This is a genomic window from Bacillus sp. GW823-FHT06A11, from assembly GCF_058795355.1.
On the sequence record NZ_JBXAHS010000015.1, the window covers coordinates 1 to 15,666 of the forward strand.

General features: G+C 36.7%; 14 protein-coding genes and 2 riboswitches. Of the genes, 11 read left to right on the forward strand and 3 right to left on the reverse strand.

The genetic code is table 11. The features are described from left to right. Window positions 1-246: 246 nt before the first annotated feature. From tsaE to tsaD, 4 genes are read left to right on the forward strand one after another with little or no spacing between them, the layout of a single operon-like run. Window positions 247-720, forward strand: coding sequence for a tRNA (adenosine(37)-N6)-threonylcarbamoyltransferase complex ATPase subunit type 1 TsaE (tsaE, locus tag AC1Q8L_RS29550; RefSeq protein WP_000049640.1), 474 nt, complete (start codon window positions 247-249; stop codon window positions 718-720). Next, the gene (gene tsaB, locus AC1Q8L_RS29555) at window positions 701-1,393 is read left to right on the forward strand and encodes a tRNA (adenosine(37)-N6)-threonylcarbamoyltransferase complex dimerization subunit type 1 TsaB (protein WP_000865770.1); all 693 of its coding nucleotides are present in this window, start codon (window positions 701-703) and stop codon (window positions 1,391-1,393) included. The genes tsaE and tsaB overlap by 20 nt, the downstream gene beginning before the upstream one ends. A gap of 14 nt (window positions 1,394-1,407) precedes the next feature. Next, window positions 1,408-1,851, forward strand: a complete 444-nt coding sequence (gene rimI / locus AC1Q8L_RS29560) for a ribosomal protein S18-alanine N-acetyltransferase (RefSeq protein ID WP_000367207.1) — start codon at window positions 1,408-1,410, stop codon at window positions 1,849-1,851. Next, complete coding sequence (gene tsaD, locus AC1Q8L_RS29565; protein ID WP_000414595.1) at window positions 1,851-2,867, forward strand: tRNA (adenosine(37)-N6)-threonylcarbamoyltransferase complex transferase subunit TsaD; 1,017 nt, start codon at window positions 1,851-1,853, stop codon at window positions 2,865-2,867. The genes rimI and tsaD overlap by 1 nt, the downstream gene beginning before the upstream one ends. Window positions 2,868-3,351: 484 nt before the next feature. Here tsaD and AC1Q8L_RS29570 read toward each other — a convergent pair whose 3' ends face one another. Next, a complete protein-coding gene (locus AC1Q8L_RS29570; protein ID WP_000602186.1) occupies window positions 3,352-5,286 on the reverse strand; it encodes an ABC-F family ATP-binding cassette domain-containing protein in 1,935 nt (644 codons plus the stop codon). A 186-nt stretch (window positions 5,287-5,472) separates the two neighbouring features. Here AC1Q8L_RS29570 and AC1Q8L_RS29575 point away from each other — a divergent pair, with 186 nt between their 5' ends. Beyond that, window positions 5,473-6,102, forward strand: a complete 630-nt coding sequence (locus AC1Q8L_RS29575; RefSeq protein ID WP_000372699.1) for a redox-sensing transcriptional repressor Rex — start codon at window positions 5,473-5,475, stop codon at window positions 6,100-6,102. A 29-nt stretch (window positions 6,103-6,131) separates the two neighbouring features. Here the strand turns inward: AC1Q8L_RS29575 and AC1Q8L_RS29580 are convergent, their stop codons facing one another. Further along, window positions 6,132-6,323, reverse strand: a complete 192-nt coding sequence (locus tag AC1Q8L_RS29580; RefSeq protein ID WP_001246208.1) for a YdiK family protein — start codon at window positions 6,321-6,323, stop codon at window positions 6,132-6,134. Further along, on the reverse strand, window positions 6,320-7,069 hold the full coding sequence (locus AC1Q8L_RS29585; protein WP_000745326.1) for a CPBP family intramembrane glutamic endopeptidase: 750 nt from the start codon (window positions 7,067-7,069) through the stop codon (window positions 6,320-6,322). The genes AC1Q8L_RS29580 and AC1Q8L_RS29585 overlap by 4 nt, the downstream gene beginning before the upstream one ends. A gap of 391 nt (window positions 7,070-7,460) precedes the next feature. On the opposite strand from AC1Q8L_RS29585, the gene groES reads away from it, so the two are divergent. From groES to AC1Q8L_RS29615, 6 genes are all read left to right on the forward strand, one after another. Next, on the forward strand, window positions 7,461-7,745 hold the full coding sequence (gene groES / locus AC1Q8L_RS29590; RefSeq protein ID WP_000917311.1) for a co-chaperone GroES: 285 nt from the start codon (window positions 7,461-7,463) through the stop codon (window positions 7,743-7,745). A 38-nt stretch (window positions 7,746-7,783) separates the two neighbouring features. Then, window positions 7,784-9,418, forward strand: a complete 1,635-nt coding sequence (gene groL, locus AC1Q8L_RS29595) for a chaperonin GroEL (RefSeq protein ID WP_001029992.1) — start codon at window positions 7,784-7,786, stop codon at window positions 9,416-9,418. Between the two features lie 140 nt (window positions 9,419-9,558). Then, window positions 9,559-9,660, forward strand: a riboswitch (purine riboswitch). Between the two features lie 164 nt (window positions 9,661-9,824). Further along, window positions 9,825-11,363 carry a glutamine-hydrolyzing GMP synthase gene (gene guaA, locus AC1Q8L_RS29600; RefSeq protein ID WP_000743908.1) on the forward strand — a complete coding sequence of 513 codons (1,539 nt, stop codon included), beginning with the start codon at window positions 9,825-9,827 and terminating at the stop codon, window positions 11,361-11,363. A gap of 155 nt (window positions 11,364-11,518) precedes the next feature. Then, a riboswitch (purine riboswitch) is annotated at window positions 11,519-11,620 on the forward strand. A 130-nt stretch (window positions 11,621-11,750) separates the two neighbouring features. After that, window positions 11,751-13,076 (forward strand): NCS2 family permease, encoded by a 1,326-nt coding sequence (locus AC1Q8L_RS29605; RefSeq protein ID WP_000833096.1) that lies wholly within the window; start codon window positions 11,751-11,753, stop codon window positions 13,074-13,076. A 145-nt stretch (window positions 13,077-13,221) separates the two neighbouring features. After that, window positions 13,222-13,923 carry a response regulator transcription factor gene (locus AC1Q8L_RS29610; protein WP_000929891.1) on the forward strand — a complete coding sequence of 234 codons (702 nt, stop codon included), beginning with the start codon at window positions 13,222-13,224 and terminating at the stop codon, window positions 13,921-13,923. After that, a complete protein-coding gene (locus tag AC1Q8L_RS29615) occupies window positions 13,907-15,412 on the forward strand; it encodes a HAMP domain-containing sensor histidine kinase (protein WP_000719238.1) in 1,506 nt (501 codons plus the stop codon). The genes AC1Q8L_RS29610 and AC1Q8L_RS29615 overlap by 17 nt, the downstream gene beginning before the upstream one ends. Window positions 15,413-15,666: the final 254 nt, after the last annotated feature.

Below are 15,666 nucleotides of genomic sequence, written 5' to 3' on the forward strand. Positions count from 1 at the left end.
CCGTGGTGTAGTGGTTAACATGCCTGCCTGTCACGCAGGAGATCGCCGGTTCGACCCCGGTCGGGACCGCCATTTTATATAAAGAAAAGAACGAAACAAATTGTTTCGTATTTTTTTATTTGTTTTAACAAAAAACTAATAAAGACAGTCAAACTATCCTTAGGACAACTCCTAAGGACTTTTTTATATATTCAAAACCTGTATAATAAAGAGCAGAGAACATTGTGAGTAAAGTAGGTGAAGTCTGTGAGCAAATATGAAGTAACAACAAAATCTTCTGCGGAAACACAAAGGTTATCAGAAAAACTAGGTGAACTCGTAGAGGCACAAGATGTAATTATTTTAGAAGGAGATCTTGGAGCTGGGAAGACGACTTTTACAAAGGGGCTAGCAAAAGGTCTTGGAGTGAAAAGAGTTGTAAATAGTCCTACCTTTAATATTATTAAAGAATATAAAGGAAGATTACCACTATATCATATGGATGTGTATCGCTTAGCAGAAAGCGAAGAGGACTTAGGCTTTGATGAGTATTTCTACGGTGAAGGAATTACGGTAGTGGAATGGGCTCATTTAATAGAAGCATATTTACCGAATGAAAAGTTACAAATTAGTTTATTCCATGCGGGAGATGACACAAGAAAAATTATACTCGAGCCAATTGGAGATCGCTATATTAGATTATGTGAGGAGCTATTACAAGATGAAAGTACTAGCAATTGATACTTCAAATTACGTAATGGGTGTATCCCTTATTGAGGAAGGAAACGTGATTGGGGAAATCATTACAAATTTGACGAAAAACCATTCTGTACGTCTTATGCCAGCTGTAGAGCAACTGTTAAAAGAATGTGGTGTAAAACCGAAGGAATTAACTAAAATCGTAGTAGCTGCTGGACCTGGATCATATACAGGTGTTCGCATAGGCGTGACAGCGGCAAAAACATTAGCTTGGTCACTTCAAATACCAATTGTAGGTGTATCAAGTTTAGAGGTAGTAGCTGCAAACGGTGCTAACTTTAATGGATTAATTTGTCCTTTATTTGATGGAAGACGTGGGCAAATCTATACTGGATTATATACATATGAAGGAGAGCAGTTAACTTCAATAGAAGAAGACCGAATTATTCTTATTGTGGACTGGTTGCAAATGTTAAAAGATAAAGGACAGCCTGTTTTATTTATCGGTAATGATGTTAAATTGCATAAAGAAATAATTATAGAACATTTAGGTGATCAAGCTGTATTCGCTCCGTTTACTAAAAATAATCCAAGACCAAGTGAGCTAGCATTCTTAGGGTTACAAAAAGAAGAACAAGATGTGCATACGTTTGTTCCGAGCTATCTTCGTTTAGCTGAAGCTGAAACAAAGTGGTTAGAAAGTCAAAACAAGTAGGGGCCTTGCAGAAGATGGATATGATATTTAGAAAGATGGAACTTGATGATATTGCTCAAATTGTAGCTATTGAAGAAGTGTCTTTTTCAACTCCTTGGACTGCAGATGCCTTTCACCGTGAATTAACGATGAATGAACATGCACATTATATTGTGTTAGAAAAAGATGGTCGTGTAATCGGATATTGTGGATTGTGGATAATCATTGATGAATCACATATAACAAATATAGCTATTTTGCCAGAATACCGAGGTCAAAAATTAGGAGATGCCTTATTGAAAGCAGTTATTTCAGAAGCGAAAGAACTAGGGGTAAAAACAATGACGCTTGAAGTACGTGTATCAAATGAAGTAGCAAAGCAGTTGTACAAAAAATACGGATTTCAAAATGGTGGAATTCGTAAACGATACTATGCAGACAATCAGGAAGATGGTCTTGTAATGTGGGTGAATATATAATGGAAAAAAATACGATTATACTTGGGATTGAAACAAGCTGTGATGAAACAGCGGTAGCGGTTGTTAAAAATGGAACGGAAATTATTGCGAATGTCGTTGCATCACAAATCGAAAGTCATAAACGTTTTGGCGGGGTTGTACCAGAGATTGCATCCCGTCATCATGTAGAAGAAATTACAGTTGTGTTAGAAGAAGCTTTAAAAGAAGCAAATATCACATTTGATGATATTGATGCAATTGCTGTAACAGAAGGGCCTGGTTTAGTAGGAGCACTTTTAATTGGGGTAAATGCAGCGAAGGCAGTAGCTTTTGCACATGATATTCCGTTAGTCGGTGTTCATCATATTGCTGGCCATATTTATGCGAACCGTTTAGTAAAAGAAGTTCAATTCCCGCTATTATCACTTGTTGTATCTGGTGGGCATACAGAACTTGTTTATATGAAAGAACATGGTTCATTTGAAGTAATTGGTGAAACGCGAGATGATGCAGCTGGAGAAGCATATGATAAAGTAGCTCGTACGTTATCTATGCCATATCCAGGTGGTCCTCATATTGATCGTCTTGCACATGAAGGAGAACCAACAATTGATTTGCCTCGTGCATGGCTAGAACCGAATTCATATGATTTTAGCTTTAGTGGATTGAAATCAGCAGTTATCAACACTGTGCATAACGCGAAACAACGTGGTATAGAAATTAAACCAGAAGATTTAGCGGCAAGTTTCCAAGAAAGTGTAATAGATGTACTTGTAACGAAAGCAGCTCGTGCAGCAGAGGCTTATAATGTAAAGCAATTACTTCTTGCTGGTGGAGTAGCTGCTAATAAAGGACTTCGTGCGCGATTAGAAGAAGAATTTGCACAAAAAGAAAACATTGAACTAATTATTCCACCGCTATCTTTATGCACAGATAATGCAGCAATGATTGCAGCGGCAGGGACAATTGCGTATGAACAAGGCAAGCGTGCAACATTAGCCTTAAATGCGAATCCAGGATTAGATATTGAAGCATAGTTATGCACATAATTAACCACAGCTTGTGGATAAAACCCATATTATCTGTTGATAATGTGGGTTTTGTTGTGTATATAAAGTGTTGATATCTTTTTTGATAGTTGTGGATAATGTGGAAAAGTTGTTTTGATAGCTATTTTATAAAGGTGGATATGTGTATAAGTTTGTGGATAAACTAGATGAAGTCTGACCTTTGAATATATTGTTTTTCGGGAAATAAAAAGTAAGAAGATATCCCTGAAAAACATTTTGAAATATCCTTCTATTATAGAGGGTGCTGATATTGTCAATCCTTGTCGGTAAATCGATATTTCGTGTCGAATCGTTTATATATATAGGGTTACGATAGATGTATTTGAAAATTGGTTGATATATTCCGAGTTACCATTGATATATTCAAAAAATTATTTATGTACTTAAAGAAAAAAGATGTCACATAGTCAAAAATCATGACTGATGAGACATCTTCCTTATTTAAATACTCTTATACATGCAGCTCTTCCCACTCTGCCATACAAGTTTCAAGTTGTACTTGTAGCGTTTGTTTTTTAGTTGTAATTTCACTCGCTTTTTCATAATCTGCATATATTTCTGGTAAGCAAAGTTGATCTTCTAACGTAGCAATTTCTTCTTCTAAGTTTACGATGTTTTGTTCTAGTTCTTCAATTTTTCGAGTGCGTTGACGTTCTAATTGTTTACGCTCTTTTTCTTCGAGATAATTTAATTTTTCTTGAGCTACAGTTTTTTGAACAGGTGCCTGATTTTCTTGCTGTTCAAGTTGTTCAAATGCTGCGCGTTCAATCATTTCATTTTTCTTCTCCACATAGTAATCGTAATCCCCTAAATATTCCTGTGCACCTTCTGTTGATAACTCAATCACAGTCGTTGTTACACGGTTAATGAAGTAGCGGTCATGTGAGACAAATAGAAGAGTCCCTGGATAATCAATTAAAGCATTCTCTAAAATCTCTTTGCTATTTAAATCAAGGTGGTTCGTAGGCTCATCCAGAATTAATAAATTTGACTTTTGCATCATAAGCTTCGCAAGAGCTAATCGAGCTTTTTGTCCACCACTAAGGGAAGATACTGGTTTCAGTACATCATCTCCTGTAAATAAAAAGTTCCCGAGTATAGTACGGATTTCTTTTTCAGGTTGCAGTGGATATTCATCCCATAGTTCATTTAAAACCCGTTTAGAAGATGTTAAGTTTGCTTGTTCTTGATCATAATAACCAACAGATACATTTGATCCGAAAGAAACATCACCATTTAATAGTGGTAACTTATTCACAATAGATTTTAATAATGTGGATTTCCCAATTCCGTTTGGACCAACTAAAGCAACACTATCTCCGCGAGTTAAGCGCATAGTTACGTTTTCAATTATAGGGTCCTCATCATAGCCAATGGTTGCATCCTTTACTTGTAAAACATCATTTCCACTTTGCTTTTCAATATCGAAGTGGAATGATGCTGACTTAGAATCCCCTAATGGTCTCGTTAATAATTCCATTCTGTCTAGTTGTTTACGGCGACTTTGAGCACGTTTCGTTGTAGAGGCGCGAGCTATATTCTTTTGAACGAAGTCCTCAAGTTTTGCGATTTCATCTTGTTGTTTTTCGTAACGTTTCATTTCTTGCTCATATAATGCTGATTTTAAGTCTAAATATTTACTGTAGTTACCAACAAATCGTCTGCTTTCTTTATTCGAAATTTCATATACTTGTGTAACAAGTTTGTCTAAGAAATAACGGTCATGTGAAACGATTAATATTGCGCCAGGATAACCTTGTAAATATTGCTCAAGCCATGTTAATGTTTCGATGTCTAAATGGTTTGTAGGCTCGTCCAAAATAAGTAAGTCTGGTTTTGTTAATAATAATTTTCCGAGAGCTAATCTTGTTTTTTGCCCACCGCTTAAAGTAGAAATCGTCGTCTGGTGCGTTTCAACTGGGAAGCCAAGGCCGCTTAAAATGGAGCGAATATCCGCTTCATATTGATATCCACCTTGATCTTTATAATTGAGTTGCAATTGGTCATAATCAGCTAACAATCTTTCGTATGTAGCTTCGTTTGAAAAGTTTTCTTCTTTGCCCATTTCTTGCTCAAGCCTTCGAAGTTTTGTCTCCATTTGCTGTAAGTGGGTAAAGACGGTTAGCATTTCATCCCAAATTGTTAAAGACGTTTCTAGGCCGGTATTTTGAGCTAAATACCCGATTGAGACATCTTTCGGTTTTATAATTTCGCCACCATCATGTGATAACTCACCAGCGATAATTTTTAATAATGTAGATTTTCCAGCTCCATTCCTTCCAACTAATGCGATACGATCTTTTGTTTGTACTTCCAATTTTAAGTTTGCAAGAATTGTTTCTGCACCGTATAATTTCGAAAGTCCATTTACTTGTAATAAAATCAATGTTTTCACCTCAAATAATTTCTTAACTTTGCCATGTTTATATTTCTCAATCATACTAAAAATAGTGTATAGTTTAAAATAAGAGAGAATACTTCTTCTCTTTATTATACAAGGAATTTAATGAGTGCTAAACTTCTGTATTTGATTAAAGTATATGAATAAAGATAGGAAGAGAGGAGAGGTCATATGGATCAGCAAAAGATTCCACAAGCCACTGCTAAAAGATTGCCTCTATACTATCGATTTATCCAAAACTTATCTCTTTCTGGTAAGCAGCGTGTTTCATCGGCCGAATTGAGTGAAGCGGTAAAAGTAGATTCCGCAACAATACGAAGAGATTTTTCGTATTTTGGAGCGTTAGGGAAAAAGGGATATGGATATAACGTAAATTATTTATTATCATTTTTCCGCGAAACACTTGATCAAGATGATATAACGCGTGTAGCACTTATTGGAGTAGGTAATTTAGGGACCGCTTTCTTACATTATAATTTCACGAAAAACAATAATACAAAAATTGAAATGGCATTTGATGTTAGTGAAGAGAAAGTTGGAACAGAAATCGGGGGCATTCCTGTATACCATTTAGATGAATTAGAAGAGAGATTATCAAATGATATACAAGTGGCAATATTAACAGTACCGGCTACAGTAGCACAAGCTGTAGCAGATAGATTAGCTGAAACGAGCGTGCATGGTATTTTGAATTTCACACCAGCACGATTAAACGTATCAGAGAATATTAGAATTCATCATATTGATTTAGCTGTAGAGTTACAAACATTAGTTTACTTTTTGAAAAACTATCCACAATAAAACGCAGAGGAAGCGACCTCTGCGTTTTATTATTGTTTCTTCTTTGTGAATTTAACTAATATAAGGCGAAGTGCCAAATTAAAATCAATTGTTGCCATAACTGCAAATAGTATTGTCCACACATTCCAGATTGTATCTGTCACGTTCGTAATGGCGAAGCGTGTAAAGATACATCCAAGAAGGAAGTATAGTGTAGCCATGAACAATGGTGAGTTTCTCATACAAAAAATCCTCCGATAAAGCCTTGCATTTTTTCAGCTTCTTTAATCATTTCTTGAATTTGCTCATTGCTCATAAAAATTTGCCCAATAGCGACTAATGTATTCATCGCAACATGAGCTGCAATCGGAACGATAATACGCTTCGTCTTCACATATAAGAAGGCGAATACGAGCCCCATAGCAGTGTATACCAATAAATGAGTAAAATCAAAATGAATTGCTGCGAATACAAGCGAACTAATGATAGCTGCGATAAAGAAGTTAAACTTCTTATAAAGTGCACCAAATAAAATTTTTCTAAATACGATTTCTTCTAAGATAGGTCCAATTATAGATACAACAATAAGGAACCAAGGTGTGGTTCTTGCAATCTCCATCAGTTTCATTGTATTTTCTGAACCTTGTTTAATTCCTAGCAGCTGCATCTCGATCATACCAGCAACTATTTGTGAAAAGAAAGCCAAGAAGAACCCGATGAAAATCCATCCAATAGTAGCTGGAGCAGAAGAGCGCTTTGGATCTAAATGCCTGTCACGAATATCCGTTCTAAGTAACCAAAGTACGATACATAATGCAACAAAGAAGCTAATAATTGCCCAGTGTCCCGTTATGATTTGTCCTTTTTCCTCAATGGTAAATCCTCTATTATCATAGAGTCCTGTTTTTAGGAGAAGTGGCAATCCAACAACGCCAGATAACTGCATTAAAATGTATGTAACGATAATCCACCAGTATTGTTTCTTCAAATGGTTTAACCATCCTTTCTAACTATAGTGTATGAGATAAGTTAGGATAACATGTAAATATGCTACCTACGATATGAACCTCACTTGAATTATGTTTTTTTCGTAAATCCTTATTTGAAATTATAATAGAAGACAGGAGAAAGTTGTGTGTGTAGCGAAAACAACTTAGGGTGTCCTTTCATATTGTAACATACGAGCAGTGGAAACAACGATTCATATAGTAAAGGCAGTATTCTATATAGAAAGTTTATATAGTGATTTGCGAAAAAATTATGATTTTTTTACTTGCAAAAGAAATTGAGATTATTTATTATTATAAGTGTGTTAGCACTCGGATGACTTGAGTGCTAATAAAAGAAATTTACATAACAAAATGAGGAGGTTATTGTTCATGCTAAAGCCATTAGGTGATCGCGTTGTAATTGAGCTTGTTCAAGCAGAAGAAAAAACAGCAAGTGGTATCGTATTACCAGATACTGCAAAAGAAAAACCACAAGAGGGTAAAGTTGTTGCAGTAGGTACTGGTCGAGTGCTTGAGAATGGTGAGCGTGTTGCTTTAGAGGTAGCAGCAGGTGATCTTATCATCTTCTCAAAATATGCAGGTACTGAAGTGAAATATGAAGGTACAGACTACTTGATTTTACGTGAAAGTGACATTTTAGCAGTTATCGGTTAATTATATAAATCTTAAAAAATCCAAGGGGGTCAATTATTATGGCAAAAGATATTAAATTTAGTGAAGAAGCACGTCGTTCGATGCTTCGCGGTGTCGACACTCTTGCAAACGCAGTAAAAGTTACGCTTGGACCAAAAGGTCGTAACGTTGTACTTGAGAAAAAATTTGGTTCACCACTTATTACAAATGATGGTGTAACAATCGCAAAAGAAATCGAATTAGAAGATGCATTCGAAAACATGGGTGCGAAATTAGTAGCAGAAGTTGCTAGCAAAACAAATGACGTAGCTGGTGACGGAACAACAACTGCAACTGTATTAGCGCAAGCTATGATTCGTGAAGGTCTTAAAAACGTAACAGCTGGTGCTAACCCAATGGGTCTTCGTAAAGGTATCGAAAAAGCTGTTACTGCTGCAATTGAAGAATTAAAAACGATTTCTAAACCAATCGAAGGCAAATCTTCTATCGCACAAGTAGCTGCTATTTCTGCAGCTGACGAAGAAGTAGGTCAATTAATCGCTGAAGCAATGGAGCGCGTTGGTAACGATGGCGTTATTACTTTAGAAGAGTCTAAAGGATTCACGACAGAATTAGACGTAGTAGAAGGTATGCAATTTGATCGTGGATATGCATCTCCTTACATGATTACTGATTCTGACAAAATGGAAGCAGTTCTTGATAACCCATATATCTTAATTACTGACAAAAAGATTTCTAACATTCAAGAAATCTTACCGGTATTAGAGCAAGTGGTACAACAAGGTAAACCACTTCTTATCATTGCTGAAGATGTAGAAGGCGAAGCTTTAGCTACATTAGTAGTGAACAAACTTCGTGGTACATTCAATGTAGTAGCTGTTAAAGCTCCTGGATTTGGTGACCGTCGTAAAGCAATGCTAGAAGATATCGCAATCTTAACTGGTGGCGAAGTAATCACTGAAGAATTAGGTCGTGACTTAAAATCTGCTACAGTTGAATCTTTAGGACGCGCTGGTAAAGTTGTTGTTACAAAAGAAAACACAACTGTAGTTGAAGGTATTGGAAATACAGAGCAAATCGCAGCTCGCATCGGTCAAATTCGTGCGCAATTAGAAGAAACAACTTCTGAATTCGATCGTGAAAAATTACAAGAGCGACTTGCTAAACTAGCAGGTGGCGTAGCGGTAATTAAAGTAGGTGCAGCAACTGAAACTGAGTTAAAAGAGCGCAAACTTCGCATTGAAGATGCACTTAACTCAACTCGTGCAGCAGTAGAAGAAGGTATCGTTGCAGGTGGTGGTACTTCACTTATGAACGTATACACGAAAGTAGCTTCTATCGTAGCAGAAGGTGACGAAGCAACAGGTATCAACATCGTACTTCGCGCACTAGAAGAGCCAGTTCGTCAAATCGCAATCAACGCTGGTCTAGAAGGATCTGTAGTTGTAGAGCGTCTAAAAGGCGAAAAAGTAGGCGTTGGTTTCAACGCAGCTACTGGCGAATGGGTTAACATGCTTGAGTCTGGTATCGTAGATCCAGCTAAAGTAACTCGTTCTGCACTTCAAAACGCAGCATCTGTTGCAGCTATGTTCTTAACAACTGAAGCTGTAGTAGCTGACAAGCCAGAACCAAATGCGCCAGCAATGCCTGACATGGGCGGCATGGGCATGGGCGGTATGGGCGGAATGATGTAATTCCGTTTGCCCTAAAAAACATCCATTTCTATATAGAAATGGATGTTTTTTTATGTTTTTTAGAAAAGGAAATGAATTTCTGTAGAATTTTGTCGCTTTCTCTCTTGACCATATAGATACTTCATTGTTAGAATCTAGGAAGATAATATAAAACGATCCTTCATATATCCTCAATGATATGGTTTGAGAGTCTCTACCGGGTTACCGTAAACAACCTGACTATGAAGGCAGTGTGTCTTATATTTATAAAGAGCGGAGACTATCTTTCTTTATAAAGCCAGACCCCTGCCTTTTCTTTGTTATGAGACTAGAGGCGGAGGACTGGCTTTTTTTATTATATTAGTAATGCTTTTCGCCAAATTGGTGAAAATATTTATATACGAGAACTAACGTTGGGGTGATTATTTTGAAGAAGCAACACGATACAATTATCGTTTTAGATTTTGGAAGTCAATACAATCAGTTAATAGCACGTCGAATTCGTGAGTTCGGTGTATACAGTGAACTTCATCCACATACAATTACTGCAGAAGAAATTAAAGCAATGAATCCAAAAGGGATTATTTTCTCTGGTGGACCAAATAGCGTATACGGTGAAGGTGCATTACATTGTGATGAAAAAATCTTCGAACTAGGTTTACCGATCTTCGGTATCTGTTACGGTATGCAGCTTATGACACAACACTTCGGTGGTAAAGTAGAGCGTGCTAACCACCGTGAGTACGGAAAAGCTGTTCTTAAAGTAGAGAACGAATCAAAATTATATGCGAACCTTCCAGAAGAGCAAGTTGTATGGATGAGCCATGGCGACTTAGTAACTGGTTTACCTGAAGGATTCGTAGTAGACGCAACAAGTGAGTCTTGCCCAATTGCTGGTATGAGCAATGAAGCGAAAAACTTATACGGTGTACAATTCCACCCAGAAGTACGTCACTCTGAGCACGGTAACGATTTAATTAAAAACTTCGTATTCGGCGTATGTGGTTGTTCTGAAGGATGGAACATGGAGAACTTTATCGAAGTAGAATTAGAAAAGATTCGTGAAACTGTTGGAGACAAAAAAGTACTATGTGCACTTAGTGGCGGCGTAGACTCTTCTGTTGTAGCAGTATTAATTCATAAAGCAATCGGCGATCAGTTAACATGTATTTTCGTTGACCACGGTTTACTTCGTAAAGGTGAAGCAGAAGGCGTTATGAAAACATTTAGCGAAGGCTTCCATATGAACGTTATTAAAGTGGATGCACAAGAACGTTTCATGAACAAGTTAAAAGGTGTAGAAGATCCAGAACAAAAACGTAAAATCATCGGTAACGAATTCATTTACGTATTTGATGATGAAGCGTCTAAATTACAAGGTATGGACTTCCTAGCACAAGGTACACTTTACACAGATATCGTTGAAAGTGGTACAGCAACTGCACAAACAATTAAATCTCACCATAACGTTGGTGGACTTCCAGAAGACATGCAGTTCAAATTAATTGAGCCTTTAAATACGTTATTTAAAGATGAAGTACGTGTATTAGGATCTGAACTAGGAATTCCTGATGAAATCGTATGGCGTCAACCATTCCCAGGTCCTGGTCTTGGTATTCGTGTATTAGGTGAAATCACAGAAGAGAAATTAGAAATCGTTCGTGAATCTGATGCGATTTTACGTGAAGAAATTATTAAAGCAGGATTAGACCGCGAAATCTGGCAATACTTCACGGCGCTTCCTGGTATGCGTAGCGTAGGTGTTATGGGTGACGAGCGTACTTATGATTACACAGTAGGTATCCGTGCAGTAACATCTATTGACGGTATGACAGCTGACTGGGCACGTATCCCTTGGGACGTACTAGAGAAAATCTCTGTTCGTATCGTAAACGAAGTAAAACACGTTAACCGTATCGTGTATGATGTAACGAGTAAGCCACCAGCAACTATTGAGTGGGAATAGTATTGTAATAAAAAAGATCCATCTATCATTTATGAATAGATGGATCTTTTTGTTTTCGTTATTAATACGAACGAAAATATAAAAATTTATAAAAACGTTCGCTTTTAAATTGACAAAAATACATTCAAGAGTTAATATGAGTATGTAATTCAAACGAAAAGTGAATATTATGCCGTCGTATAATATCGGGGATATGGCCCGAAAGTTTCTACCTAGCTACCGTAAATGGCTTGACTACGAGGCGTTTGTATAAAGATGAGGGGAAACTTGTCTTTGTTTATAGAACGCTTCCATGTATATATGCAATGGAAGCCTTTTTTATTTCTCGGGATAAAAGAGGGCTAGGGTGAAATACGGCGAGTAATCATATAACGGGGGAAACGTAGGATGAAACGCTATTTTCAATTTGATGAGCTCGGTACCAATTATAAGACTGAGTTCATAGCGGGGTTAACAACATTTCTATCTATGGCTTACGTACTGTTTGTCAATCCTGCTACGCTGTCGCTTGGAAATGTTAAAGGGTTACCAGCAGGTACAGGGATGGATCCAGGTGCAGTATTCGTTGCTACGGCATTAGCGGCAGCAATCGGTTCGTTAATTATGGGTATTTTCGCGAAGTATCCAATTGCTTTAGCGCCAGGTATGGGAATTAACGCGTTCTTTGCTTATACAGCAGTGTTAACGATGGGTATTCCGTGGCAAACGGCTATTGCCGGAACATTAATGTCAGGTATTATCTTTATTATTCTTACTGCTTCAGGTATTCGTGAAAAAATCATTAATGCAATTCCATCGGAGTTAAAGTTTGCAGTAGCGGCAGGTATCGGATTGTTCATTGCATTCCTTGGATTCCAAAATGCTGGAATTATCGTGAAAAATGATGCTGTTCTTGTTGGGTTGGGGGACTTAACAAAGGGCACAACGTTACTAGCAATCTTCGGGGTTGTTACGACAATCATCTTCATGATTAAGAAAGTTAATGGTGCAGTATTTTACGGTATGATTCTTACAGCGATCTTAGGAGTGGCAACAGGATTAATTGATACTCCGAAAGCTGTAGTGGGAGCAATACCGAGTCTAGAACCAACGTTCGGTGTGGCGTTAACGCACTTCGGAGATATTTTTACAGTTCAAATGGGGATTGTTATTATAACGTTCTTCTTTATCGATTTCTTTGATACAGCAGGTACGCTTGTAGCGGTTGCGAATCAAGCTGGATTAATGAAGAACAATAAATTACCACGTGCAGGAAAAGCATTATTTGCAGATGCGATTGCAACTGTAATTGGTGCAATCTTGGGTACATCAACAACAACGTCTTACATTGAGTCTTCTGCAGGGGTAGCAGCAGGAGGACGTTCTGGATTTACAGCAGTTGTAACAGCAGGATTCTTCTTACTGGCACTATTCTTCTCGCCATTACTAAGTGTTGTAACGCCAGCTGTAACGGCACCAGCTTTAATTATTGTAGGAATCTTGATGGTTTCTTCTTTAGGGGAAATTGATTGGAAGAAATTCGAGATTGCAGTGCCAGCATTCTTTACAATTATCTCTATGCCACTTACGTATAGTATCGCAACTGGGATTGCGATTGGATTTATCTTCTATCCAATTACAATGGTTGTGAGTGGTCGTCGTAAAGAGGTTCATCCGATTATGTATGTTATGGGAGTTTTATTCGTACTATATTTCATCTACGTTCGTAAATAAAAGGGGTTTTTTAAAAGGTCTAGACTTAAGGGGAGTCTAGACCTTTTTTGCGTCTTCAGAAAATCTTAAGGATTTCCGAGCGTTTTTCTTCAGAAGTTTTCCTATAATAGAAGTTAGGGATTAAAAAAGTAATGGGGGAGATATTGTGGCACACGAAACAATACTTGTCGTAGATGATGAAAAAGAAATTCGGAATTTAATTACAATCTATTTAAAGAATGAAGGATATAAAGTATTACAAGCAGGGGACGGAGAAGAAGGGCTACGTTTACTGGAAGAAAATGAAGTGCATCTAGTCGTATTAGATATTATGATGCCGAAAGTAGATGGTATTCATATGTGTATGAAAGTAAGAGAATCGAAAGAGATGCCTATTATTATGCTTTCTGCGAAAACACAAGATATGGATAAGATTTTAGGATTAACAACAGGAGCAGATGATTACGTAACGAAGCCCTTTAACCCATTAGAGTTAATTGCACGAATTAAATCTCAGTTACGCCGTTATATGAAAATGAATGGTTTTGCTATTCAAAATGAGGACGAGCTAGAAATTGGAGAGATGAAAATAAATATCTCGACCCATAAAGTTATTGTAGAGGGAGAAGAAGTGAAACTAACCCCGAGGGAATTTTCAATTTTAGAATTGCTAGCTAGAAATCCAGGTATGGTGTTTAGTGCGGAGCAAATTTATGAAAAGGTGTGGAACGAACGATCTTTCCAGTCTGATAATACTGTAATGGTGCATATTCGAAAAGTACGTGAAAAGATTGAGGAGAATCCAAGGAAGCCTAGATATATAAAAACAGTATGGGGAGTGGGGTATAAGATTGAAAAAGATATTTAATCCGTTTACTTATGTTAGGAAAATCCGAGAATTGATTGGAAAGATAATAAAGAGCGTGAAACGGAGTATAAGGATTCAACTTATTACGGCGTTTACTGCTTGTGCGTTATTAGGTCTCTTTGTATCAACGAAGATAGTAGCACCTATTTTTGAAGATGCTAGCCAGCATGCCGAGATTAATTACAGAGATGGTATGGAGCAAATTAATCGTAAAGCTCAAAGTACAGCGGAAATGATGGTTGCTGAAAATAAATTAGATGCTGTACAAAATATGATAGAACTAGAAAATGAGAATTTAGAGCAAGAGCATGATGCCTTTAAAATATTAGTTACTGACGAAAATGGTAAAGTTTTGTATAAAACGAAGCAAGCGCAAGAAGAACAAATTAATTTGCATAATACAATTCGTAATGCGACTTCATTTGCTATCAATTATTCAAATAATAATGATATTGAAAGATCAAGAAAAGAGTTTATTACATTCTCGCCTATTACAATTGAAGGTAAGAACTTATATATGTTTGTAAGCGGGATTCCTCAAGGCGAGGTAGTGTATTATAAAGTAGAAGGACCATTCCCATTTTTAATTGGTGTCCTTGTATTCATTTTCTCTTTCTTCTATATAACAAAGAGAAAGATGAAGCAGATTGAAGCAATGGCAGAAGGTGTAAAGGAAATAGAAAAAGGAAACTTAGCGTACCGCATTGAGAAGAAAGGTGAAGATGAGATTGCGTCTTTAACTGAGAATATTAATAATATGGCGGAAGAGCTTATGAATAATATAGAAAAAGAACGTAAATTAGAAAAGCAGAAAAATGAGCTTATTACGAATGTATCTCATGATTTACGTACACCACTTACTTCTATTATGGGTTACTTACGATTACTTCGAGATTCTAAATATGAAAATCAAGAACAACATGATGAGTATACGAGAATTGCTTTTGCAAAGTCGGAGCAGTTAAAGAATTTAATAGAAGATTTATTTGAGTATACGAAGTTAACAAATGAACAAGTTGTATTAGAAAAACAAGAAGTTTGTATGAATGAGTTACTCGAGCAATTAATAGAAGAATTAGTACCGCAGGCGGAAGAGCATGGACTTACGTTTGTTAAGAAGTTTCCTGAGGAACGTGCTTATGCATCGATTGATTCGGAAAAGATGGTTCGTGTATTTGATAATTTACTAATGAATGCGATTAAGTATAGTAAAGATGATGGAGAGATAAAAGTTTCTCTTCAAAGGCAGCGCAGGGATATACAAATTGTAATTGCGAATCATAGTGAAGAGTTTACGAGAGAAGAGTTAGCGAATTTGTTTGAACGTTTCTATAAGAAAGATCAATCTCGAAGTAGAGTAACAGAAGGTTCTGGACTTGGGCTTGCGATTGCGAAAAGTATTGTTGAGTTACAAGGTGGTAGTATTCGAGCTGAATATGAGGAGGGTATTATTCGATTTATCGTCTCTTTACCTATTATAGAAAAATAATAAACGATAGCGTGTTACATGATAAAAAGACTTATTTTAAAAAGAAATAAGTCTTTTTATATTTTTTTAGAAAAACATATTGACGATTAGAGTTTAGAGGTGTAGTATTATACGAGTCGCTGATGACAAAAACGTCGAAAGCAGCAAACGAAATGAAAAACTTAGTTGACATTAACTAACGAAGATGTTAACATAAGGAAGTCGCAAATGAGCGACCAAGTAGTTCTTTGAAAACTGAACGAAACAAACAACGT

Coding starts and splice junctions, on each gene's coding strand:
- tsaB (WP_000865770.1), top strand. CDS start 701: ATGAAAGTACTAGCAATTGATACTTCAAATTACGTAATGGGTGTATCC.
- rimI (WP_000367207.1), top strand. CDS start 1,408: ATGGATATGATATTTAGAAAGATGGAACTTGATGATATTGCTCAAATT.
- tsaD (WP_000414595.1), top strand. CDS start 1,851: ATGGAAAAAAATACGATTATACTTGGGATTGAAACAAGCTGTGATGAA.
- AC1Q8L_RS29575 (WP_000372699.1), top strand. CDS start 5,473: ATGGATCAGCAAAAGATTCCACAAGCCACTGCTAAAAGATTGCCTCTA.
- AC1Q8L_RS29580 (WP_001246208.1), bottom strand. CDS start 6,323: ATGAGAAACTCACCATTGTTCATGGCTACACTATACTTCCTTCTTGGA.
- groES (WP_000917311.1), top strand. CDS start 7,461: ATGCTAAAGCCATTAGGTGATCGCGTTGTAATTGAGCTTGTTCAAGCA.
- groL (WP_001029992.1), top strand. CDS start 7,784: ATGGCAAAAGATATTAAATTTAGTGAAGAAGCACGTCGTTCGATGCTT.
- AC1Q8L_RS29605 (WP_000833096.1), top strand. CDS start 11,751: ATGAAACGCTATTTTCAATTTGATGAGCTCGGTACCAATTATAAGACT.